At 70.2% G+C, this 20772-nt stretch carries 24 protein-coding genes, 1 tRNA gene, 1 pseudogene and 1 riboswitch; of the genes and pseudogenes, 16 read left to right on the forward strand and 10 right to left on the reverse strand.

The genetic code is table 11. The annotated features are described in order from the left end of the window. Positions 1–68: 68 nt before the first annotated feature. A complete protein-coding gene (locus tag ADK52_RS33980; RefSeq protein WP_030158630.1) occupies positions 69–1325 on the reverse strand; it encodes a PTS transporter subunit EIIC in 1257 nt (418 codons plus the stop codon). A gap of 292 nt (positions 1326–1617) precedes the next feature. Continuing rightward, the gene (locus ADK52_RS33985) at positions 1618–2919 is read right to left on the reverse strand and encodes a PTS transporter subunit EIIC (RefSeq protein WP_053693721.1); all 1302 of its coding nucleotides are present in this window, start codon (positions 2917–2919) and stop codon (positions 1618–1620) included. 232 nt (positions 2920–3151) lie between these two features. Here ADK52_RS33985 and ADK52_RS33990 point away from each other — a divergent pair. The 4 genes and pseudogenes from ADK52_RS33990 to rdgB form a co-directional block, all read left to right on the forward strand. Beyond that, positions 3152–3400: pseudogene (locus tag ADK52_RS33990) on the forward strand (glucose PTS transporter subunit EIIB); the annotation flags it as partial. Positions 3401–3506: 106 nt separating this feature from the next. Then, positions 3507–4232 (forward strand): ribonuclease PH, encoded by a 726-nt coding sequence (rph, locus tag ADK52_RS33995; RefSeq protein WP_030299875.1) that lies wholly within the window; start codon positions 3507–3509, stop codon positions 4230–4232. A 129-nt stretch (positions 4233–4361) separates the two neighbouring features. Continuing rightward, positions 4362–4748, forward strand: a complete 387-nt coding sequence (locus ADK52_RS34000; RefSeq protein WP_053693722.1) for a hypothetical protein — start codon at positions 4362–4364, stop codon at positions 4746–4748. A 46-nt stretch (positions 4749–4794) separates the two neighbouring features. Beyond that, positions 4795–5403 (forward strand): RdgB/HAM1 family non-canonical purine NTP pyrophosphatase, encoded by a 609-nt coding sequence (rdgB, locus tag ADK52_RS34005; protein ID WP_053693723.1) that lies wholly within the window; start codon positions 4795–4797, stop codon positions 5401–5403. Positions 5404–5458: 55 nt separating this feature from the next. Here the strand turns inward: rdgB and ADK52_RS34010 are convergent. The 4 genes from ADK52_RS34010 to bcp form a co-directional block, all read right to left on the reverse strand. Continuing rightward, positions 5459–5542 (reverse strand) — tRNA-Leu (locus tag ADK52_RS34010). A 49-nt stretch (positions 5543–5591) separates the two neighbouring features. Further along, positions 5592–6245, reverse strand: coding sequence for an HNH endonuclease (locus ADK52_RS34015; protein ID WP_053693724.1), 654 nt, complete (start codon positions 6243–6245; stop codon positions 5592–5594). After that, positions 6242–6889: an HNH endonuclease signature motif containing protein gene (locus tag ADK52_RS34020; protein WP_053693725.1), complete on the reverse strand. Its 648-nt coding sequence runs from the start codon at positions 6887–6889 to the stop codon at positions 6242–6244. The genes ADK52_RS34015 and ADK52_RS34020 overlap by 4 nt, the downstream gene beginning before the upstream one ends. 147 nt (positions 6890–7036) lie before the next feature. After that, positions 7037–7504: a thioredoxin-dependent thiol peroxidase gene (bcp, locus tag ADK52_RS34025; protein WP_053693726.1), complete on the reverse strand. Its 468-nt coding sequence runs from the start codon at positions 7502–7504 to the stop codon at positions 7037–7039. Between the two features lie 114 nt (positions 7505–7618). Here bcp and ADK52_RS34030 point away from each other — a divergent pair, with 114 nt between their 5' ends. From ADK52_RS34030 to ADK52_RS34040, 3 genes are all read left to right on the forward strand, one after another. Beyond that, complete coding sequence (locus ADK52_RS34030) at positions 7619–7936, forward strand: DUF3618 domain-containing protein (protein WP_053693736.1); 318 nt, start codon at positions 7619–7621, stop codon at positions 7934–7936. A gap of 94 nt (positions 7937–8030) precedes the next feature. Next, positions 8031–8333, forward strand: coding sequence for a GroES family chaperonin (locus tag ADK52_RS34035; protein WP_048475576.1), 303 nt, complete (start codon positions 8031–8033; stop codon positions 8331–8333). A gap of 104 nt (positions 8334–8437) precedes the next feature. Next, positions 8438–8519: riboswitch (guanidine-III (ykkC-III) riboswitch) on the forward strand. A 30-nt stretch (positions 8520–8549) separates the two neighbouring features. Continuing rightward, on the forward strand, positions 8550–8870 hold the full coding sequence (locus ADK52_RS34040; RefSeq protein ID WP_053693727.1) for a DMT family transporter: 321 nt from the start codon (positions 8550–8552) through the stop codon (positions 8868–8870). 27 nt (positions 8871–8897) lie between these two features. Here the strand turns inward: ADK52_RS34040 and ADK52_RS34045 are convergent, their stop codons facing one another. Continuing rightward, positions 8898–11345 carry a transglycosylase domain-containing protein gene (locus ADK52_RS34045; protein ID WP_078988808.1) on the reverse strand — a complete coding sequence of 816 codons (2448 nt, stop codon included), beginning with the start codon at positions 11343–11345 and terminating at the stop codon, positions 8898–8900. Between the two features lie 250 nt (positions 11346–11595). Here ADK52_RS34045 and ADK52_RS34050 point away from each other — a divergent pair, with 250 nt between their 5' ends. The 6 genes from ADK52_RS34050 to ADK52_RS34075 all read left to right on the forward strand — a co-directional run bounded on the left by ADK52_RS34050 (position 11596) and on the right by ADK52_RS34075 (position 17209). Further along, positions 11596–12432, forward strand: coding sequence for an ABC transporter permease (locus ADK52_RS34050; protein WP_053693729.1), 837 nt, complete (start codon positions 11596–11598; stop codon positions 12430–12432). Positions 12433–12523: 91 nt separating this feature from the next. Next, positions 12524–13393 (forward strand): ABC transporter permease, encoded by an 870-nt coding sequence (locus ADK52_RS34055; protein ID WP_420714986.1) that lies wholly within the window; start codon positions 12524–12526, stop codon positions 13391–13393. A gap of 5 nt (positions 13394–13398) precedes the next feature. Beyond that, positions 13399–14364, forward strand: a complete 966-nt coding sequence (locus ADK52_RS34060) for an ABC transporter ATP-binding protein (protein WP_053693738.1) — start codon at positions 13399–13401, stop codon at positions 14362–14364. 97 nt (positions 14365–14461) lie between these two features. Then, on the forward strand, positions 14462–15154 hold the full coding sequence (locus ADK52_RS34065) for a DUF1707 SHOCT-like domain-containing protein (protein ID WP_053693730.1): 693 nt from the start codon (positions 14462–14464) through the stop codon (positions 15152–15154). A gap of 82 nt (positions 15155–15236) precedes the next feature. Continuing rightward, on the forward strand, positions 15237–16667 hold the full coding sequence (locus ADK52_RS34070; protein ID WP_053693731.1) for a DUF445 domain-containing protein: 1431 nt from the start codon (positions 15237–15239) through the stop codon (positions 16665–16667). 227 nt (positions 16668–16894) lie between these two features. Continuing rightward, complete coding sequence (locus ADK52_RS34075; RefSeq protein ID WP_053693732.1) at positions 16895–17209, forward strand: hypothetical protein; 315 nt, start codon at positions 16895–16897, stop codon at positions 17207–17209. Positions 17210–17273: 64 nt separating this feature from the next. Here the strand turns inward: ADK52_RS34075 and ADK52_RS34080 are convergent, their stop codons facing one another. Further along, a complete protein-coding gene (locus ADK52_RS34080; protein ID WP_053693733.1) occupies positions 17274–17573 on the reverse strand; it encodes a hypothetical protein in 300 nt (99 codons plus the stop codon). Between the two features lie 60 nt (positions 17574–17633). Then, positions 17634–17810 carry a hypothetical protein gene (locus ADK52_RS42695; protein WP_159046087.1) on the reverse strand — a complete coding sequence of 59 codons (177 nt, stop codon included), beginning with the start codon at positions 17808–17810 and terminating at the stop codon, positions 17634–17636. Positions 17811–17974: 164 nt separating this feature from the next. Between ADK52_RS42695 and ADK52_RS34085 the strand changes: the two genes are divergently transcribed. From ADK52_RS34085 to ADK52_RS34095, 3 genes are read left to right on the forward strand one after another with little or no spacing between them, the layout of a single operon-like run. Then, a complete protein-coding gene (locus ADK52_RS34085; RefSeq protein WP_199828592.1) occupies positions 17975–18511 on the forward strand; it encodes a GNAT family N-acetyltransferase in 537 nt (178 codons plus the stop codon). Positions 18512–18562: 51 nt separating this feature from the next. Further along, a complete protein-coding gene (locus ADK52_RS34090) occupies positions 18563–19657 on the forward strand; it encodes a hypothetical protein (RefSeq protein WP_053693734.1) in 1095 nt (364 codons plus the stop codon). A gap of 51 nt (positions 19658–19708) precedes the next feature. Then, positions 19709–20695 carry a YDG/SRA domain-containing protein gene (locus ADK52_RS34095; protein ID WP_053693735.1) on the forward strand — a complete coding sequence of 329 codons (987 nt, stop codon included), beginning with the start codon at positions 19709–19711 and terminating at the stop codon, positions 20693–20695. On the opposite strand, the gene ADK52_RS45135 is transcribed toward ADK52_RS34095, so the two are convergent. Beyond that, on the reverse strand, positions 20696–20772 hold a 77-nt coding region (locus ADK52_RS45135; protein WP_159046088.1), incomplete at its 5' end, for an SEC-C metal-binding domain-containing protein.

Here is a 20772-nt window from a genome sequence, read left to right on the forward strand (position 1 = left end):
CGTACGTACGCGGAAGCCCCCGCCCTCCCGGAAGGGGAGGGCGGGGGCTTCGCCGTACGCGCCCGCGCTTACTTGGCCTCGGCCTTGAGCAGCTCGGCGAGCTCCTCGTCGGACTCACGGCCCGGCGTCGGGAGGTTGAACTTCGTGATCGCGAAGCGGAAGACCACGTAGTAGACCGCCGCGAAGCACAGGCCCACGACCGCCAGACCCAGCGGGTTGGTGGCCTTGCCCAGGTTCAGCAGGTAGTCGATGGCGCCGGCGGAGAAGCCGAAGCCGTCCTTCATGCCGAGACCCCACGTCAGCGCCATGGAGACACCGGTCAGCACCGCGTGGATCGCGTACAGGACCGGGGCGATGAACATGAACGTGAACTCGATCGGCTCGGTCACACCGGTGACGAAGGAGGTCAGCGCGAGGGAGAACATCATGCCGCCGACGACCTTGCGGCGCTCGGGGCGGGCGCAGTGGACGATCGCGAGGCAGGCGGCCGGGAGGGCGAACATCATGATCGGGAAGAAGCCGGTCATGAACTGTCCGGCGCTCGGGTCGCCGGCCAGGAAGCGGGAGATGTCGCCGCTCTTGCCCTGGAACTCGCCCGCCTGGAACCACGGGAAGGAGTTGAGCAGGTGGTGCATGCCGACCGGGATCAGCGCACGGTTGGCGACACCGAAGATGCCCGCGCCGACGGCGCCGGAGCCGACCAGCCACTCACCGAAGCTGTGCAGACCCGTGCCGAGGACCGGCCAGATCAGGCCGAAGAGGATACCGATGACGAGACCGGCGAAGGCCGAGAGGATCGGGACCAGACGGCGGCCACCGAAGAAGCCCGCCCACTCGGGCAGCTTGGTCCGGTAGAACTTCTGGTAGATCAGGGCGACCACGATGCCCATGACGACACCGCCGAGCACCTTGGCGTCGACCGGGGCCTCGAGCATGACGACCTTGCCGTCGACCGCCTTGGCGACCTTCGGCAGGTTGGAATCGGTGAACGTGGCGAGCACGTTCTTGAAGACCAGGTAGCCGGTCACCGCGGCGAGGGCGGTCGATCCGTCGGACTTCTTGGCGAAGCCGATCGCGATGCCCACGGCGAACAGCAGCGCCATGTTGTCGAGGATCGCGCCACCGCCGGCGGACATGTATCCGGCTATCTTGGTCAGGAACGTCGGCAGCGAGGGGTCGCCGAGCATGTCCTTGTCGCCGAGGCGGACGAGCAGCGCGGCGGCCGGGAGCACCGCAACGGGGAGCATGAGGCTCCGGCCGATGCGCTGCATGACGGCCATCACGCCCGCGCCCTTCTTCTTTTCCGCAGCGGTGGCTGTGGACATGAGGTTCCTCCAGAAGGCAAGGCGCCGCCCAGCGGGTGCAACGGGGGATGGCGGCGTCTCAAAATGGGGGTACGCGAGCTCCGGACCGGGCTTGCGTGGTCTACACCAATGGGTGGTGTAGACCAGTTGTAGCATGGTCGGGGATAGATAAGGAACCTTCGATTTCCTGTGGTCTACACCACATCTCGCCCGTGGGGGCGACCGGGCGTACGGGACCGGCCCCCGACCGGCCCGGGACAAGCGGAAGGCCCCCGGATCCGTGGATCCGAGGGCCTCGCGCGCGCAGGGTTCGTTACGCCTTCGTGTTCTCCGCCTCCATGGCCGCGATCTCCTCGTCCGACTCCCGGCCCGGCGTCGGGATGTTGAACTTCGTGATCGCGAAGCGGAAGACGGCGTAGTAGACGACAGCGAAGCCCAGCCCGATCGGGATGATCAGCCCCGGCTTGGTCGCCAGGCTCCAGTTGATGACGTAGTCGATCAGCCCCGCCGAGAAGCTGAAGCCGTCGTGCACCCCCAGCGCCCACGTCACCGCCATGGAGACACCGGTCAGGACCGCGTGGATCGCGTACAGCACCGGCGCCACGAAGAGGAACGAGTACTCCAGCGGCTCCGTGATGCCCGTGACGAAGGACGTCAGGCCGACCGACAGCATCAGACCACCGACCTCCTTGCGCCGCTGCGGCTTCGCGCAGTGCGTGATCGCCAGCGCCGCCGCCGGAAGCGCGAACATCATGATCGGGAAGAAGCCGGTCAGGAACAGGCCCGCGTGGGGGTCGCCCGCCAGGAACATGTTGATGTCGCCGTGCACCGTCGTCCCGTCCGGCTTGGTGTAGCTGCCGAACTGGAACCACACCGGCACGTTCAGGAACTGGTGCAGTCCGATCACCAGCAGCGCGCGGTTGGCGACGCCGAAGATGCCGGCGCCCCAGGAGCCCAGGCCCACCAGCCAGTCGGAGAAGGACTCCAGCGCGCCGCCGACCGGCGGCCAGACCCACAGGCAGAGCGCCGCGAACGCGATCGCGACGAACGACATGATGATCGGGACCAGTCGGCGGCCGTTGAAGAAGCCCAGCCAGTCGACCAGCTTCACCCGGTGGAACCGCTGCCAGAACCAGGCGGTCAGCAGGCCCATGATGATGCCCCCGAACACCCCCGGGTTCTGGTACGTGAACTCCACGAAGGTGTTGTTCGGCCCGATGCAGCCGCCGCCGACGGCCTTGGTGCCGATCGGGCAGTCGTTGGGGAAGGCGTGCAGCACGCCCCGGTACACGAGGAAGCCCGCCACCGCGGCGAGGGCGGTCGAACCGTCCGCCTTCTTGGCCATGCCGATCGCGACGCCGATGCAGAACAGCAGCGGCAGGCCGATGTCCGCGTTCAGCAGCGCGGCGCCCGCGGCCACCATCACCTTGGACACGATCGTCCAGTCCAGGCCCTCCTCGCCGAACACGCCGGGCTGACCGAGCCCGTTGAGGAGGCCCGCCGCGGGCAGCACCGCGATCGGCAGCTGGAGGCTCCGCCCCATCTTCTGCAGCCCCGGGTACAAGCCGCTCCACCACTTCGGCTGCGGTGCTGCGGCGGTGCTGCTCGCGCTCATCGGCGTCCTCCTGGAGGGCCCGTTTTTGGGCAGGTGCGTCCGGTGCGGCACACTGGTGTAGACCACTTGTGATGCGGTCGCATTCACCCGCCCGGAGGGCAGGTTGCTGCTGATCGTCATCATTCGGCAGAAGCGGGACCCGCGCTCGCGTAGCTGGGCCAACAGTGGGCTACCGTGACAAAGCGGATCGCGCTGGCCGGACCAGGACCGCCGAGACTCGTTCTTCGTAGAACTCAGGGAGAAACACATGGCCACCAAGGCTGAGAAGATCGTCGCCGGGCTCGGCGGCATCGAGAACATCGAAGAGGTCGAGGGCTGCATCACCCGCCTGCGCACCGAGGTCGTCAACCCCGACCTCGTCGACGAGGTCGCCCTGAAGGCCGCCGGCGCCCACGGCGTCGTCAAGATGGGCACCGCGGTCCAGGTCGTCATCGGCACCGACGCCGACCCGATCGCCGCCGACATCGAAGACATGATGTGAGCTGAGCTCCCGCTCGAACTCCGCCAGACCCCGTACGGGACCCACCCGGACGGGGTCTTCGCGTACCCGGCTCTCGCGCACCCGGCCACCGACTAGGCTCGGACGCATGTCTCGCATCGACGGCCGTACGCCCGAACAGCTCCGCCCGGTCACCATCGAACGCGGATGGAGCAAGCACGCCGAGGGCTCCGTCCTCATCTCCTTCGGTGACACCAAGGTCTTCTGCACCGCCTCCTTCACCGAAGGCGTCCCGCGCTGGCGCAAGGGCAGCGGCGAAGGCTGGGTCACCTCCGAGTACTCGATGCTGCCCCGCTCCACCAACACCCGCGGCGACCGCGAATCCGTACGCGGCAAGATCGGCGGCCGCACCCACGAGATCTCCCGCCTCATCGGCCGCTCCCTGCGCGCCGTCATCGACTACAAGGCGCTGGGCGAGAACACCATCGTCCTGGACTGCGACGTCCTCCAGGCCGACGGCGGCACCCGCACCGCCGCCATCACCGGCGCCTACGTCGCCCTGGCCGACGCCGTCGCCTGGGGCCAGCAGAAGAAGCTGATCAAGGCCGGCCGCAAGCCGCTCACCGGCACCGTCGCCGCCGTCAGCGTCGGCATCGTGGACGGCGTCCCGCTGCTCGACCTCTGCTACGAGGAGGACGTGCGCGCCGAGACCGACATGAACGTGGTCTGCACCGGCGACGGCCGCTTCGTCGAGGTCCAGGGCACCGCCGAGGGCGAGCCCTTCGACCGCAAGGAGCTCAACGCCCTCCTGGACCTGGCCGCCGGCGGCTGCGCCGACCTGGAGGCCATCCAGCTGGGCGCGCTCCAGCTCTAGGTCGCAGAACCGCAGGGGCCGCTGGTGCGTCCCCTTGGGTACGGGCGCACGGTGTCAAAGCCGTGCGCCCGTCCTCGTATCCCGCTTCTCACTTCTCGCATCCGTGTCGATTCCTGGGAGACCCGAACCATGAACCCGAAGCACCGCATAGCGGCGGTCGTGCTCGCCGCGGCTCTCGCCGTCCCGGCGCTGACGTCCTGTGACGCGATCTCGACGGCGATGGACTGCGCGAACACGGCGGTGGCCATCACCGACGGCGCCAACGACCTCCAGCAGGCGGTCTCCCAGGCCGGCAACAGCCCGCAGGACGCCCAGAACGCGCTGAACCAGATCGAGACGAACCTCAAGAAGGTCGGCGACCAGACGGACAACGCCGACCTGAGCAAGGCCGTCTCCTCCATGACCACGGCGGTGAAGAACGTCCGCACGGCCATCGAGAACGGCAACACCACCCCGGACATCCAGCCGGTCGCCGACGCCGCGAAGGAACTCTCGAAGGTCTGCACTCCGGGCTGACGGGGCCGCAGGTGGCCGTCATGACGGACGCGGAATAATGGGGTCCATGACCAGCAGCCGCCTGATCCTCGCCACCCGCAACGCGGGCAAAGTCGCCGAGCTCCACGCCATCCTGTCCGACGCCGGCCTGCCGTACGAGCTGGTCGGCGCGGACGCGTACCCGGAGATCCCGGACGTCAAGGAGACCGGCGTCACCTTCGCCGAGAACGCCCTCCTCAAGGCGCACGCCCTGGCCCAGGCCACCGGACTGCCGGCGATCGCCGACGACTCCGGCCTCTGCGTGGACGTCCTGAACGGCGCCCCCGGCATCTTCTCGGCGCGGTGGGCGGGCAAGCACGGCGACGACCGGGCGAACCTGGACCTGCTGCTGGCCCAGCTCGGGGACATCGCCGACGAGCACCGCGGAGCCCACTTCGCGTGCGCGGCGGCCCTCGCCCTCCCGGACGGCACCGAACGCGTCGTGGAGGGCCGCCTCCCCGGCACCCTCCGCCACACCCCGGCGGGCACGGGCGGCTTCGGCTACGACCCGATCCTCCAGCCCGAGGGCGACACCCGCACCTGCGCGGAACTCACCCCGGCGGAAAAGAACGCCATCTCCCACCGCGGCCACGCCTTCCGCGCCCTGGTCCCCTTCATCCGCGCCCTGGTCGCCTGAGGGCGGGCACAAAAATGGCCTGCGCATCGATCTTTCGATTCGCAGGCCATTGCTGTGCGGCGGAAGGGATTCGAACCCTCAAGCCGTTTCACGGGCCACAGATCCTAAGTCTGCTGCGTCGCCGTTGCGCCACCGCCGCTAGCCGCCTGCCATGATAGCGGCAGGCGGCTGTACGAGAATGCGCAAGATCAGGAACTCGACCGGCGGCGGCCTCCTCGGAACCATGTGTTGGTGATCGCGTGGCAGTTGGGGCACAGCAGCCGAAGGTTCTCCCGGCGGTCGTCGCTCCAGTCGCCGTTGATGTGGTCGATCTCCAAGGTCATGGGGCGCCCGCGCCACTCGGGAGGTGCTTCGCACCGGTCGCAGCATTCCGGGACACCGATCTCGCGCAGCGCGCGACGCAGCGCCTTGGTGCCGGTTCTCCGCTGCCTGTCATGCCGGACGAGTATCTCGTCCGGTGTTTTGGCGGTGGGCGATGGCTTGCCGCGCTGGTGGGCTTGCCCCAGGAAGTGGGTGGTGCTGATGCCCTCGTCCGCGATCCATGCCTTCAGGCGTGCGCGCTGATGATGGTTGTCCGGCCGGCCGAGGATGCGAAGGGACTCGGAGAGTGAGCGCGAAGCGTCCACGGCGTGCCGGAGCTCCGCCGCCGTCGGCCGCGGCGGCCGGCCAACGGCGGGGAAGTGGGACACGTCGATACCGTGGTCGCCGAACCGCTTCAGAAGGTAGGAGGTGAGCCGGGAGTACGGTCGCGTGCCCAGGTGGGCGATGACCTCCTCGATGCTCGAGCAGAGCTGGGCCGCCTCGGCCAGGGCTTCCTTCGTGTAGCGGTTGGCGGTGGTCATCGTCGCACCTTGCCTCGGCCGCGGTATGTATCAGTCGTGGAGTGGCAGTTGGGGCAGAGGAACCGCAAGTTCTCTCGCAGGTTGTTCCGCCAGTTGCCGTCTATGTGGTCGACCTCCAAGGCGAGCGGCTCACCCAGCCAGACCGCCTCGATGCCGCAGAACGCGCAGCACTCGTGGGCCCCAGCCTCCAGGAGGGCGCGCCGCAGCCGGGAGTTGGGCGTTCTTGTGGCCTGTGGCGAGGTGTCCTCGCAGAGGATCTCCTCGGCTGTGCGACGGCGTCTGTTGTCCCGCATTCGCTCCGTCCGCCTCGGGCCGGTGAAGTGCGAGGTGTCGATGCCGAATGCCTTCACCTTGCGGCTGATGTGAGCGTGGTGTCCGCCCACGGCCTCCAGGCCGAGTCGGTGGAGTACCTCGTACATGTTGCTGGAGGCGGCCACAGCCTTCTCGAGGACCTCCATGGTCCACTTCACCCCCTCCCGCTCGAAGTGTGATGTGTCGATCCCCAGCTTCCGCATGCGGACGCGAACGTATCCCCGGGACCCGCCCCGCGGGATCGCCCCCAGTTTCTCCACCGCCTCGCTCAGCGTCCGCGACGTACGCGCCGCCTCCGTCAGGCGTTCCCTCGTGTATCGGCTCGTCGCCATCCGACGCCCCCTCCGTTCCCGGCCGCGTGTGCGGCTCTCGTACGGAGTAACGGGGTGATAGTCGGACGGTTACGGGCTTTTTCGTCCGATAAGCGGAGCGGCCCGCACCGGGTGGGTGCGGGCCGCTGTCGGGGAGGGTGGGTGTCGTCAGATGCCCAGGTCCTTGATGATCTTGGCTACGTGGCCCGTGGCCTTGACGTTGTAGAGCGCGCGTTCGACCTTGCCCTCCTCGTCCACGATCACCGTGGAGCGGATGACGCCCGTCACCGTCTTGCCGTACAGCTTCTTCTCGCCGTACGCCCCGTAGGACTCCAGGACCTTCTTCTCCGGGTCGCCGACCAGGGTGACCCTCAGGTGCTCCTTCTCGCGGAACTTCGCCAGCTTCTCCGGCTTGTCCGGGGACACGCCGATCACGTCGTAGCCGGCCTCGGCCAGCACCGACAGGTTGTCCGTGAAATCGCAGGCCTGCTTCGTGCAGCCCGGCGTCAGCGCCGCGGGGTAGAAGTACACGATCACCTTGCGGCCCTTGTGGTCGGCCAGCGACACCTCGTTGCCGTCCGCGTCGGGCAGGGTGAAGGCGGGGGCGGTGTCGCCCGGCTGGAGTCGCTCGCTCATGTCAACAGTCTCCTCGGGAGGGGATCGGTACGGTCCGAGACTAAGCTGACAGACTGTTCATGGTGGGCTACGGCCCCTACTCGACCCGACGACGACGGAGGCAGCGCGGTGCCCGTGCCCGAAGCCAGGACCCCCGCACAGATCGAGGCGGACATCGTCCGCCGCCGCGAGCAGCTCGCCGAGACGCTCGACGAGATCGGCGTGCGCGTGCATCCGAAGACGATCGTCGGGGACGCGAAGGCCAGGTTCGTCTCGACCGTGGACCACACCGCCGGGCGGGCCGTCGTCGCCGTGAACCGTCTCCTGACGGACGTACGGGACGGCCTGCGCCACGAGGACGGCGCCCCGCGCTTCGAGCGGATCGCACCCATCGCGCTGGTCGCGGCCGGGGTGATCGGCCTGCTCGTCGTGTCGGCGCGGCGCAAGCGCTGATGGCCCTGCGGCGTACGGGCCGGTCGCGGACGGGTAGGTTCGTGGCGTGAGCGACGACACCAACACCACCACCCACGACAAGCTGCCCATCCGCATGCTGCACGACCGTGTGCTCGTGAAGTCCGACTCGCCGGAGGGCGAGCGGCGCTCGGGCGGCGGCATCCTGATCCCGGCTACCGCCGCCGTGGGCAAGCGCCTGGCCTGGGCCGAGGTGGTCGCGGTCGGGCAGAACGTACGCAGCGTGGAGCCGGGCGACCGGGTGCTGTACGACCCCGAGGACCGGGCCGAGGTCGAGGTGCGGGGTGCGACGTACGTGCTGATGCGCGAACGGGACCTGCACGCCGTGGCCGCGGAGCGGCTGGAGGGGTCCAAGGACTCCACCGGGCTCTACCTGTAGGGGACCGTCGTAGGGGACCGCTGGAGGAGAGCGCTGTAGGAGAGCGCCTGCCTGCGGAGGACCGACGTCGAAGGGCCGGTGACCGGTGTCACCGGCCCTTTCGCATGGGCTTTGCTACGGTGGTGGAGAACCCCGACGAGACGCGCCGTACCGGGTAGCCGTGGCTGGACGACAAGACGACGCACCCCGTTCGCTCTCGTTCCGGAGGTGCCTGTCATGGCCTGGGTTCTGCTTCTCCTCGCCGGTGTGCTCGAAGTCGGCTGGTCGATCGGTATGAAGTTCACGGAGGGCTTCACCCGGCTGTGGCCCAGTGTGTTCACCGGTGCCGGGATCGTCGCCAGCATGGTGCTGCTCTCGTACGCCGCCAAGACCCTGCCCATCGGTACCGCGTACGGCGTATGGGTGGGCATCGGCGCGGCCGGCGCCGCCGTGCTCGGTATGGCGGTGCTGGGTGAGCCCGTCACCGCCGCCCGGATCTTCTTCATCTGCCTGCTGCTGGTCGCCGTGGTGGGGCTGAAGGCGACCTCCGGTCACTGATCCGCCGGACACACGCCCCGGCTGCGGCTATTCCAGGTATTCCGACGACGGGCGGCTGCGCAGGCCGCCCGTCACGCCGCCCAGGGCGCCGGCCGTGGAGCCCTCCGTGGTGCCGGCGCTCGTCCCCGCACTCGTTCCGGTGGAGGTGCCCGCGTCCGTCCGGCCCCCCGTGGTGTCGCCCTGCGTGGTCTCGCCCCCGGTGGTCTGCCCCTGGTTCTGGCCTTCGGTCTGGCCGCCCTGGTCCTGGCCGCCGGTGGGCGGCGTCGGCCGGCCCGGGCGGTTCGGCCGGCTCGGCGGCGGCGGGGACTCGGGGGTGCTCTCGCCCTCCGACGGCTCCGGGCTGCTCGGGACGAACGGCGGCGGGGACGGCGCCGCGCCCGGCTGGAGTTCGAGGTCGAAGTCCAGGGGGTCGCTGTTCTCCAGGGCCGTCTTCGTGTACTGCGCCCAGATCCGGGCCGGATACCCGCCGCCCCCGATCCGGGCCTCGCCGAGCGCCCCGTACAGGGATTCCAGGGCGCCCGTATCGGGGTCCTGGCCCATCATCGAGACGACCGTGACCAGGTCCGGGGTGTACGCCGCGAACCAGGCGGAGCGGTCCAGTTCGCCGGTGCCCGTCTTGCCGGCGGCCGGGTGCCCGGCGGCGAGGGCGGCCGTACCGGTGCCGTTGTCGACGACGCTGACCAGCATGGACGTGGTGGTGTCGGCGGCTTCGCGGCTGACGGCCTGCTTCGGGGTGCGGTCGGGCAGGGGGACGTCGGCGTCGCCCTTCTCGATCTTCTCGACGAGGGTGTACGGGGTGTACCGGCCGTGGTCGGCGAGGGTCGCGTAGGCCTGGGTCATGTCCAGGACGCTGGCCTGCATGGTGCCCAGCGCCATGGCCGGCCCGGGGTCGAAGTTCGGGGTGCCCGGGGGGATGCCGAGGTCGATCGCGGTCTGCTTGACCTTGGCGGTGCCGACGTCGACGACCATCTGCGCGAAGACGGCGTTGACGGAGAGGTCGGTGGCGGTGTTGACGGTGATGTTCCCGTACGAGATCTGCCCCTCGTTCTCGGGGGCGTAGGGGGTGCGGGTGCCGACCACGCGGCGCTTGTTGTCGCCGTTGTAGACGGTGTTGGGGGTGATCCGGCGGCCGTCCTGGGTGCGGGAGTCGTTCTCGACGGCGGCCGCGAACACGAACGGCTTGAAGGTGGAGGCCACCTGGTAGTCGTGCCGGGTCGCGTTGTTGACGTACTGCTTGGTGTAGTCGATGCCCCCGTACATGGCGACGACCTTGCCGGTGGCCGGGTCGATGGAGACCCCGCCGGCCCGTACGACGCGGTCGGCCTTGCGCTTCGCCGGGTCCAGTTCGCTGACCATCTTCTCGTCTACGGCGTCGACGAACGCGTTCTGCCTGCCCTTGTCGATCGTGGTGGTGATGCGGTAGCCGCCCTCGGCGAGGGTCTTCTCGTCGAGGATCTTGTGATCGACGATGTAGTCCTTGACGGCCTCGACGAGGTAGCCGCGCTGGCCGGAGAGCCCGGCGGCCGGGCGGACCTTGCCGGGTTCGGGGAAGCGGGTGGCGCTCCGCTCGGCCGCCGGCAGCCACTGCTTCTTGACCATGCCGTCGAGTACGTAGTTCCAGCGGGCGAGGGCGCGCTCGCGGCTCTGGGGGTGGGCGACGACGTCGAAGGCGCTGGGGGAGTTGAGGAGGGTGGCGAGGTACGCGCCCTCGGCGGTGGTGAGTTTGTCGACGTCCTTGCCGTAGTAGGCCTGGGCGGCGGCCTGGATGCCGTACGCGTTGCGGCCGAAGTAGCTGGTGTTGAGGTAGCCCTCCAGGATGTAGTCCTTCGACTTCTCACGACCGAGTTTGATCGCGATGAAGAACTCCTTGACCTTGCGCTTGATGGTCTGTTCCTGGCCCAAGTAGTAGTTCTTGACGTACTGCTGGGTGATGGTGGAGCCGGACTGGGTGCCCTTGCCGGTCGCCGTGTTCCAGGCGGCCCGGATCATCGCCTTGGGGTCGACGGCCCGCTCGGAGTGGAAGTCCCGGTCCTCCGCGGCCAGTACGGCTTCCTGGACGGTGCGGGGGATCTGCGAGAGCGGGACGTTGACGCGGTTGACCTCGCCGTCGCGGGCGAGCTGGGAGCCGTCGGCGTAGAGGTAGAGGTTGGACTGGGCGGTCGCGGCGGCGTTGGCGGGCGGGATGTGGACCAGCAGGTAGCCGGCGACGAACGCGCCGACGACCAGCAGGCCGAGCAGCACGACGGTGGCGAGGACCATGCGCCAGGTGGGGACGAGGCGGCGCCACCCGGTCCGCTTCCGTCTCCGCTCCGCCTTCTTGGCGGCCCGGCGGGCCTGCCGCTCCCCGGCCGGCGTCTGCGGTTTCTGCGGCTGCCGCGGGCTCCGTGGCTGCTGCGGCTGCCTTGCCGACGGCGAACCTGCGGGGGTGTCCGGGTCGCGAGGCCTCCAGCCCGGTGGTGGTGACTGGTCGCTCATCGCCAGGACTCCTCGACGCCGTACGAAATATCCACGTCTGTACCCCATGCTGTCTACCCGATTGGCCGCTCGTTCCGCGTCGGACGGGCGTAAATCGGTCGCACGGATCGCCCCTCCGCACTAAGCTCGCGCGCTTTGGCCGACGTAGGAACGACCGGGAAAACGGAGGGATACGGTGCGCCAGAGAACGGCTCGTGGAACGGCCCGCGGAACGGTTCGCGGAACGGCGCGAGAAGCGGCGCGCGGAACGGTGCGGGAAGCGGCGCGCGAAACGGCGCGCAGGGCGTGGCTCTATCCGGCCGTCGCGGCCGGCGGGTTCCGGCGCTACGCCACGTACGGGACGGCGACGGCGGCCGGGGTGTTCACCAACACCGTCTTCGGCTTCGTCCTCGCGTACACGTACGTCGCGTTGTGGGACGAGCGGCCCGGACTGGGCGGCTACGACCAGGCGCAGGCGCTGACCTTCGTCTGGGTGAGCCAGTCGCTGCTCGCCGCGGGCGCGCTCATCGGCGGCGGCTTCCAGGAGGAGATGCAGGAGCGCATCCGTACGGGTGACATCGCCGTCGACCTGTACCGGCCGGCCGACCTCCAGATGTGGTGGCTCGCCGCCGATCTGGGAAGGGCCGGCTTCCAGTTGCTCGGGCGCGGGGTCGTGCCGCTGCTGGCGGGGGCGCTGGCCTTCCAACTGGCCCTGCCCGCAGACCCGCTGCGCTGGCTGCTGTTCCTGGTGTCGGTACTGCTCTCGCTGCTCGTCGGCTTCGGGGTGCGGTACCTGCTGGGGCTGGCCGCGTTCTGGCTGATGGACGGGACCGGGATCAATCTGATGGCCGTCGTCGTCACGGTCTTCTTCTCCGGGATGCTGCTGCCGCTGACGGTGTTCCCGGGCGCCTTCGGGGAGTTCGTCCGCGTCCTGCCGTGGGCGGCGATGCTCCAGGTGCCGCTGGACGTGCTGATGGGCGTGCACGCCGGCGCCGGGGGAGCCGTGCGGGCGCTGGGCTTCCAGTCGGCGTGGGCGCTCGTACTGCTGGGCGCGGGGCGGCTGTTGCAGTCGGCCGCGACACGGAAGGTGGTCGTCCAGGGTGGCTGAGTTCGAGGCGGGGGCCGCGGGGGCCGTGGAGGCCGTGGAGGTCGCGGGGGTCTCGGCGGTGGCTCCGGTGCGGTCGGGAGGGCCGGCGGACGTGCCGCTGGGCACGCCACTGGACGTACCGGTGGACGTACCGGTGGACGTACCGGTACGGAGCCGGGCCGTGGAGGGGCTGCGCGGCTACGGGCTGATCGTGGCGATGTGGGTCCGGTCGACGATGGCGTACCGGACCTCGTTCCTCCTCGCCACCTTCGGGAACGCGGCGATCACGCTCCTCGACTTCGTCGCGATCTGGATCATGTTCTCGCACGTGGACGCGCTCGGCGGCTTCACACTGCCCGAGATCGCCCTCCTGTACGGGTCCGCCTCGGCCTCCCTGGGCCTGGCGGACCTGCTCCTCGGCAATACGGACCGGATCGGCGTCCGGATCCGCGACGGCTCCCTCGACACCATGCTGGTGCGCCCGGTCCCTGTGCTCGCGCAGGTCGCGGCGGACCGCTTCGCGCTGCGCCGGCTGGGGCGGATCGGGCAGGGACTGGCGGTGCTGGCCTGGGCGGTCTCGGAGCTGGACGTGGAGTGGACGGCCGGGAAGGTGCTGCTGGTGCCCGTGATGGTGCTGGCCGGGGCGGCGATCTTCGGGGCCGTGATGGTGGCCGGTGCGGCCTTCCAGTTCGTCGCGGGCGACGCGGCGGAGGTGCAGAACTCCTTCACGTACGGCGGGACCACGATGCTCCAGTACCCGCCGACCGTGTTCGCGAAGGACCTGCTGCGCGGGGTCACGTTCCTCGTGCCGCTGGCGTTCGTGAACTGGCTGCCGGCCCTGTACGTGCTGGGGCAGCCGTATCCGCTGGGGCTGCCGGGGTGGGTGGCGTTCGTGAGCCCGCTGGTGGCGGTGGTGGTGTTCGTACCCGCGTCGCTGGCGTGGCGCGCGGGAGTTCGTTCGTACCGGAGCACGGGGAGCTGAGCGGCGTGGGCGGGAATGTGCTGATCGAGCTGGACGGGGTCGAGAAGGTCTTCGACGTACGGCGTCGGGTGAGTCTGATGCGCCGGGAGAAACGGCAGGTCAGGGCCGTGGACGGGATCAGCTTCGAGGTGGCGCGGGGGGAGATGGTCGGCTACATCGGGCCCAACGGCGCCGGGAAGTCGACCACGATCAAGATGCTGACCGGCATCCTCACCCCGAGCGGCGGCCGGCTGCGGGTGGCGGGCATCGACCCGGCGCGGGAGCGGATGCGGCTGGCGCACCGGATCGGGGTGGTGTTCGGGCAGCGGACCACGCTGTGGTGGGACCTGCCGCTGAAGGACTCGTACGGGCTGATGCGGCGGATGTACCGGATCCCGCGGGCCAGGTTCGAGGAGAACCTGGAGCGGTGCGTGGACCGCCTCGACCTGGCCGAGCTGCTGGACGTACCGGTGCGGCAGCTGTCGCTGGGGCAGCGGATGCGCGGGGACATCGCGGCGGCGCTGCTGCACGATCCGGACGTGCTGTACCTGGACGAGCCGACGATCGGGCTCGACGTGGTGAGCAAGGCGAAGGTGCGGGCCTTCCTGCGGCAGCTGAACGCGGAGCTCGGCACGACGGTGCTGCTCACGACGCACGACCTCCAGGACATCGAGCAGCTGTGCGAGCGGGTGATGGTGATCGACCACGGGCGGCTGATGTACGACGGCGCACTGGCCGGTCTGCATTCGATGGGGGAGGGCGGCGGCGAGCGGACGCTGGTGGTGGACCTGGAGCGGGAGCTTCCGGAGATCAGCGTGGCGGGGGCGCGCGTGGTGAAGGTGGACGGGCCGCGGCAGTGGCTGGCGTTCCCGGCGGGGGCCTCGGCGGCGCCGCTGGTGGCGGAGGTGGCGGCGCGGTACCCGCTGCTGGACCTGTCGGTGCGGGAACCGGACATCGAGGACGTGATCGCGAGGATGTACGAGCAGGGTTAAGGAGGATGTGCGACCAGGGTTAAATCAGGGATGAGCGGGGGCCGTTACCAGGGTTGGGCCATACAACTCTTCCGTACGACTACATAGGCTGTTCCCCATGACTGACGAGCGGCCGGAGAAGCCGTTGCCGGAGCTGAGGGCGTCGGACGCCGACCGCGACCTGGTGGTGGAGCGTCTGCGGGACGCCGTCGCCGAGGGCCGGATCGACATGGAGGAGTTCGAGGAGCGGCTGGAGGCCGCGTACACCTCGAAGACGTACGCGGAACTGGAACCGCTGACCCGCGATCTGCCGGCGCCGGGCGGGCACCACCCGATGCCGCTCGCGGGCTCGGCGCCGGCCCCGGTGCCGGCCGACGGCTCGTGGGCCTCGCGGATCGGGGGCGGCGGCGTACCGGCGTCGGCCTCGGCGGCGGTCGCGGTGATGTCCTCGTTCCAGCGCAAGGGCACCTGGACGGTGCCGCCGCGGCTGGACGCGGTGGCGTTCTGGGGCAGCGGTGAGCTCGACCTGCGCGAGGCGAACTTCGCGGAGCGGGAGGTGGTGATCAACTGCATCGCGATCATGGGCGGCATCCAGATCACGGTCCCGCCGGGCGTGGAGGTCGACGTACGGGGCTTCGGCTTCATGGGCGCCTTCGACCAGCGCGGCGACACCTCGGGCCCGGTGGCTCCGGGCGCCCCGAGGGTGGTCGTGACGGGCCTGGCCTTCTGGGGCGGGGTGGAGGTCAAGGTCAAACCCCCGAAGCGTCCGAAGCCCCTCAAGGGCGGCCCGGACCTCCGCAAGGAGCTCTAGGCGGTGGCCTTCGGATCATGCCGGGCCCGGGGAGCGGATCGGCGCGCCGGGAACTCCTGAGGGGTCCCGGGAGTCGGATGCTATGCAGACAAAACCGGCGCCCGGGGGAAGGGAGGAACACGTGGACCACCGCACCAAGGCCGTGGGCAAGGGCAGAGGCGCGAGCACCGGTACTGGCACTGGCACTGGCACTGGCACCGGTGCCAGTGCCGGTGCCGGTACCGGCAGCCGCACCAGTACCGCCGCCGGCGGGTTCGTGTTCAACGAGGCCGACGAGGAGCGCCGCCGCGGCGTCCGCCGCATGAAGACCACCGCGACCGGGCTGCTGATCCTGGTCGCCCTGGTCTACGTACTGACCACCTGGGCGGAACACACCGGGGCCGGCGGCTGGGCGGGGTACGTCCGGGCGGCCGCCGAGGCCGGCATGGTCGGCGCGCTCGCGGACTGGTTCGCCGTCACCGCGCTGTTCCGGCGCCCGCTCGGCCTGCCCATCCCGCACACGGCGATCATCCCGACCAAGAAGGACCAGCTCGGCGTCTCCCTCGGGGAGTTCGTCGGCGAGAACTTCCTCTCCCCGGACGTGGTCCGCGCCCGCCTGCACGCCCTCGGCATCGGCGGCCGCCTCGGATCCTGGCTGGCCGAGCCCGCGCACGCCGACCGGGTCACGGCCGAGCTGGCCACGGCGCTGCGCGGCGCCCTGACCGTACTGCGCGACTCCGATGTGCAGGCGGTCGTGGGGGAGGCCATCACGCGGCGGGCCGAGACCGCCGAGATCGCGCCCGGGATCGGCAAGACCCTGGAGAGGGTCGTCGCGGACGGCGGGCACCGCCGCGTCGTCGACCTCGTCTGCGTCAAGGCCCACGACTGGCTGGTGACGCACGGGGAGTCGGTGATGGGTGCGGTCCAGGGCGGCGCACCCGGCTGGACCCCGAGGTTCGTGGACCGCAAGGTCGGCGAGCGCGTGTACAAGGAGCTGCTCCGCTTCCTGACCGAGATGCGGGACATGCCGGAGCACCCGGCGCGCGGGGCGGTGGACCGGTTCCTGACGGACTTCGCGGCCGACCTCCAGTCGGACACGGACACCCGGGCCCGGGTGGAGCGCCTGAAGTCCGAGATCCTCCAGCGCGGGGAGGTGCAGGAGGTGATCGCCTCCGCCTGGACCGCGATCCGGGCGATGATCATCTCGGCGGCGGAGGACGAGCACAGCGAGCTGCGGCTGCGGGTCCGGTCCTCGCTGCTGTCGCTGGGGGCGCGGCTGGCCACGGACGGCCGGCTCCAGGACAAGGTGGAGGGCTGGATCGAGGGCGCGGTGGTGTACGTGGTGACCACCTACCGCACCGAGATCACCTCGCTGATCACGGACACCGTGGCCGGGTGGGACGCCGAGCACACCTCGCGGAAGATCGAGGCCCACATCGGCCGGGACCTCCAGTTCATCCGCATCAACGGCACGGTGGTCGGCGCCCTGGCCGGACTGCTGATCTACACGGTGTCGCAGGCACTGGGGGCGTAGCCGAACACCGCCTGGGCCGAACACCGCCTGGCCGGACACCGCCTGGCCGGACAACTCCCCGGCCGGACAACTCCCCGGCCGGACAACTCCCCGGCCGGACAACTCCCCGGCCGGACACCGCCCCGGCCGGACACCGCCCGGGAGTCGTCCGGGAGTCGTCCGGCCGGTCTTGGGACCGCGTTCCTCCTGCCCTCTTCGACTACGATCGCCGCGATGAGGGGGAGGACATGGAGGACGTCTTCGATCTGACGGGTGCGCCACCACAGGGCTGGATGCATGCGCTCTTCGGCCGCGGTCCGTACGCCGATGACGTCGGCAGGTGCGTGCCCGGGCCGCCGGCGCCGGAGACCGTCGCGGTCCCGCTCGTCGAAGGAGGCGAGTTCGTGTACCGGTTGGTGACGGTCGGCTCGTGGTCGGCGCCGGACGACCCGATCGCCCTCTACAACGACACGGGCCCGGTGCCCGCGCCGCCGCTGTCGGAGCTGGAGAAGTCCTGGCTCGCTCGGCGTGCCGCTCGGCGGGCCGAGTCCGCCGAGGGGTGAAGCGGACGGACCCGCCGGGCACCGCCCGGCCGGACACGGCCCGGCCGGACACGGCCTGGGCGGCTCAGCCGCGGTCGGCGATGACCCAGGAGGCGGTCGCCACGACCGCCGCGGCCCCGAGGACCGCCGGCCAGGCCCCGACCTTCTTGGCCAGCGGGTGCGCGCCCGCGAAACCGGCGAGGTACAGCGCCCCGAGCCCGGCCGCCGCGGGGGTACCGCCGCGCCGGTGCCATTCCCGTCCGGCGGCCAGTCCGGCGGCGCCGAGCACGACACCGCCCAGCGGGCGCTTCTTGGTCCACCGGGCGACGGCGTACCCGCCGACCAGTCCGGCGGCCGCCACTGCGGAACTCGGTACGCGCGCCATGCCCAACTCCTCAATTCGTCTGATCTCACGTGTATTACTACGAGGTGTACTACTACGAGGCTAACGCGGGGGCTTGACCACCCGGCGGGCGCCCAGCGCCCCCAGGACGAGCACGGCTCCGCCGATCACACCGTCCGGTACGGCGTCCTTGACGGCACGCGGCAGCAGTGCCACCACGCCCAGGACGAGGAGGAAGGCGAGCAGGCACCGGCCGGCCGCCCGAATCAGTCTGTCCACGGGCTGCTCAACGCGGCTGCGCGGTCCCCGACACGGAAGGCGGGGAGGGGATTTGTCGCACACTCGCCGGATCCGTGCGATACGTGCCTTCGGGAACCCGACCGGCATAAATTGGCTCTCCCACCCCAAACGGTAAAACGGGAAGAAAGAGGAGCTCGGACATCGTGATCTGCTACGGACAGGCCGTCCTCGACCTCGCGGACGAACTGGTCGACGCCTATGCCGACGTCTTCTCCGCCCCGCCCTGGAACGAGGACGCAGAAACCATTCGCCAATTCGCGGTCCGCCTCCAGGCCGACGCCCGGCGCCGCGGTTTCCGTACGGCTCTCGCCCAGTCCGCGGCCGGCATCGACGGCTTCGCCACGGGCTGGCTCACCCCGGCGGCCTTCCCCAAGGACCGCGGGTACGCCCAGGTCGCGGCGCAGCTCGGCCCGGCGCGGGTGCGGGAACTCCTGACGGGTGCGCTGGAGATAGACGAGCTCGCCGTACGGCCGTACGCGCGCGGCCACGGCACCGGCCGCGCCCTGCTCACCGAGATCACCGCCGACGCCCCGGACCGCCGGGCCTGGCTGCTGACCTCCCGCCTGGCCACCGACACGGTGGCCACGTACCGGCGCCTGGGATGGCACGAGGTCGCGGCCCGCCCGGGCACGCAGACGGGCGTGATCGTCTTCCTCTCCCCGGACCACCCGGGCCGCTGACGGCCCCCCGCAGGCGGGTGTCGGTGCCCCCGGACCGGGCATACCGCCAGCATGATCACCACACGTCAGACGAAGCAGCAGGCGCCGAAGCGGCCGACGCACCGGGAACCGAACCGGGCGCCGAACCGCGGCCCGAACCGCGGCCCGAACCGCGGACCGAAGCGGACGGCGGCGCAGACGACGGCTCGCAGGCAGCTCAACCTGGCCACCCGCCACCAGCTCGCCGCCTCCGGCATCCCGGAGGGCACGATCACCTCCCGCACCCGCCCGGGCGGGCCCTGGCAACGCTTACTGCCCCGGGTCTACCTCCTCCAGACCGGCCCCCCGGACCACCGCCAACGCGCCCTCGCCGCCGTCCTGTACGCCGCCGAGCCCGACGTGGACCCGCTGTCCGGCGAGACGGCGGTCCTCACCGGCGGAGCCGCCCTGGCCCTCCTCGGCATCCGCGACGTCCCGCCTACCCCGGCCGACGTCCTGGTCCGCGCCCCGCGCCGGCTCACCGGCACCCCGGAGGTCCGCCCGCTGGCCACCGCCCGCTGGCCGCGGACCATCGCGGTCTCCGGCATCCCGAGCACCCGCCCGGTCCGCGCGGCGGCCGACTTCGCCGCCCGGGCCGAGGATCCCGACCGCATCCGCTCCACCCTGGCCCATGTCGTCCAGGCCGGCTGGTGCCACCCGCAGGACCTGCACGCCGAGCTCCGCGCGGCCCGCCTCCTCACCCGCCCGGCGATCCGCGCCGCCGCGGCGGAACTCGTCGTGGGGGTCCGCTCGATCGCCGAGGCCCTGGCCCGGGACACCCTGACGGCGACGGACCTCCCGACCCCGCTGTGGAACGCCCGCCTGTACACCCCGGACGGCGCCTTCCTGGCCAGCCCGGACGCGTACTGGCCGGACGAGGGCGTGGCCCTGGAGATCGATTCGGCGGAGTACCACTACACGCGCGACGCCTGGCACGCCACCCTCCACCGCCGCCTGCGCCTGGAGTCCCACGGCGTCCTGGTGGTCAGCGCGACCCCGTCGATGATCCGCGACACCCCGGAGGAGGTCATCAAGGCCCTCCACGCCCTCCTCACCCTCACCACCGCCCGCCCCACCCCACCCACAGCCCAAGCCCGCGGCCACCAACAGCTCTTCCTCCCGCTGTAGTTGATGATGAAAGGATGATCGGCATTGATCGGGAATGGCTATGCTGATGGGATGAAGGTTGAGCGAGTTGTTGGGCATATTGACGGAATCGAACTCGGTTCTGTTCTTCCGCGACGCAGGGACGTCTTCGACGCGCGCTTGCACAGCGACCTGCAACGCGGCATTTCAAAGCTCAAGGATGACGACGGCAAACTGGTGTCTGATGCCATCGTCCTCAACGGCGGCTACCTCGACGATCACGATGCGTGGCACGAGATCCGCTATACGGGCGCTTCGCCCGACGCTGACAAAGATCCGCTGACGAAGCGGCTCAAGGCGAGCCAGAGCTGGGACTACGTGGACAACGCTGCGCTGAAGCGTAGCTATGACCGCGGGCACCCGGTGCGGATCCTCCGGGGCTTCAACGGCGACGAGCACTATTCCCCGAGTGAGGGATACCGGTACGACGGCCTCTATCGCATTACGGAGGCGCGTACGGCCATTTCCGGCACGCGGGGACCGGCTGGCGAGCCGATTCAGATCTGTCAGTTCATCCTTGAGCGCTACTCGGACTCTGACCAGGAACTCACCGTGGTCGAACGTGCCGCTGCAGAACTCGCCGACTTCACCGACGAGGAGAAGTTTCCGCAGACGCGCACCACGAAGGTTCAGCGCATGATCCGCGATACGGCGGCCGCCCGCCGTATCAAGGACCTCTACGGAGGGCAGTGCCAGACCTGTGGGATACGGCTGGTCGGCGCGAACGCCAAGCCCTACAGCCAGGGTGCGCACCTCAAGCCGCTGGCTGAACCCCACAGGGGGCCCGATGTCGAGCGCAACATCCTGTGCCTCTGCCCCAACTGTCACGCCCGGCTGGACATCGGGGCCATCTCCATCGGCAAGGACTGGAGTGTGATCGAGCGCGTACCGCACGGCGAGACGCGCTCGACCTTGTCGCGACTGCTGATGAAGAAGAAGCACGGCCTTCACCCGGACTACGCCACGTACCAGCGCGACTGGTGGGACAACTTCGAGCGCAGCCGCGGAGAGCAGCAGTAGTTAGGAAGCTTGCGGGTCGCCGTGGCATTCCGCGTAGGGCTTGCCCGAGGTGCACCAGCAGGGGGTGTTGGGGGTGG

Origin of the sequence: Streptomyces sp. WM6372 (assembly GCF_001279655.1) — a bacterium.
GTDB lineage: Bacteria > Actinomycetota > Actinomycetes > Streptomycetales > Streptomycetaceae > Streptomyces.

What these genes read in the sequence shown, in the direction of transcription:
- ADK52_RS33980 (WP_030158630.1), bottom strand. Translation starts at nt 1,325, where the DNA reads ATGTCCACAGCCACCGCTGCGGAAAAGAAGAAGGGCGCGGGCGTGATG.
- ADK52_RS33985 (WP_053693721.1), bottom strand. Translation starts at nt 2,919, where the DNA reads ATGAGCGCGAGCAGCACCGCCGCAGCACCGCAGCCGAAGTGGTGGAGC.
- rph (WP_030299875.1), top strand. Translation starts at nt 3,507, where the DNA reads ATGTCTCGCATCGACGGCCGTACGCCCGAACAGCTCCGCCCGGTCACC.
- ADK52_RS34000 (WP_053693722.1), top strand. Translation starts at nt 4,362, where the DNA reads ATGAACCCGAAGCACCGCATAGCGGCGGTCGTGCTCGCCGCGGCTCTC.
- rdgB (WP_053693723.1), top strand. Translation starts at nt 4,795, where the DNA reads ATGACCAGCAGCCGCCTGATCCTCGCCACCCGCAACGCGGGCAAAGTC.
- ADK52_RS34015 (WP_053693724.1), bottom strand. Translation starts at nt 6,245, where the DNA reads ATGACCACCGCCAACCGCTACACGAAGGAAGCCCTGGCCGAGGCGGCC.
- ADK52_RS34020 (WP_053693725.1), bottom strand. Translation starts at nt 6,889, where the DNA reads ATGGCGACGAGCCGATACACGAGGGAACGCCTGACGGAGGCGGCGCGT.
- bcp (WP_053693726.1), bottom strand. Translation starts at nt 7,504, where the DNA reads ATGAGCGAGCGACTCCAGCCGGGCGACACCGCCCCCGCCTTCACCCTG.
- ADK52_RS34035 (WP_048475576.1), top strand. Translation starts at nt 8,031, where the DNA reads ATGCTGCACGACCGTGTGCTCGTGAAGTCCGACTCGCCGGAGGGCGAG.
- ADK52_RS34040 (WP_053693727.1), top strand. Translation starts at nt 8,550, where the DNA reads ATGGCCTGGGTTCTGCTTCTCCTCGCCGGTGTGCTCGAAGTCGGCTGG.
- ADK52_RS34045 (WP_078988808.1), bottom strand. Translation starts at nt 11,345, where the DNA reads ATGAGCGACCAGTCACCACCACCGGGCTGGAGGCCTCGCGACCCGGAC.
- ADK52_RS34065 (WP_053693730.1), top strand. Translation starts at nt 14,462, where the DNA reads ATGACTGACGAGCGGCCGGAGAAGCCGTTGCCGGAGCTGAGGGCGTCG.
- ADK52_RS34070 (WP_053693731.1), top strand. Translation starts at nt 15,237, where the DNA reads ATGCAGACAAAACCGGCGCCCGGGGGAAGGGAGGAACACGTGGACCAC.
- ADK52_RS34075 (WP_053693732.1), top strand. Translation starts at nt 16,895, where the DNA reads ATGGAGGACGTCTTCGATCTGACGGGTGCGCCACCACAGGGCTGGATG.
- ADK52_RS34080 (WP_053693733.1), bottom strand. Translation starts at nt 17,573, where the DNA reads ATGGCGCGCGTACCGAGTTCCGCAGTGGCGGCCGCCGGACTGGTCGGC.
- ADK52_RS34090 (WP_053693734.1), top strand. Translation starts at nt 18,563, where the DNA reads ATGATCACCACACGTCAGACGAAGCAGCAGGCGCCGAAGCGGCCGACG.
- ADK52_RS34095 (WP_053693735.1), top strand. Translation starts at nt 19,709, where the DNA reads ATGAAGGTTGAGCGAGTTGTTGGGCATATTGACGGAATCGAACTCGGT.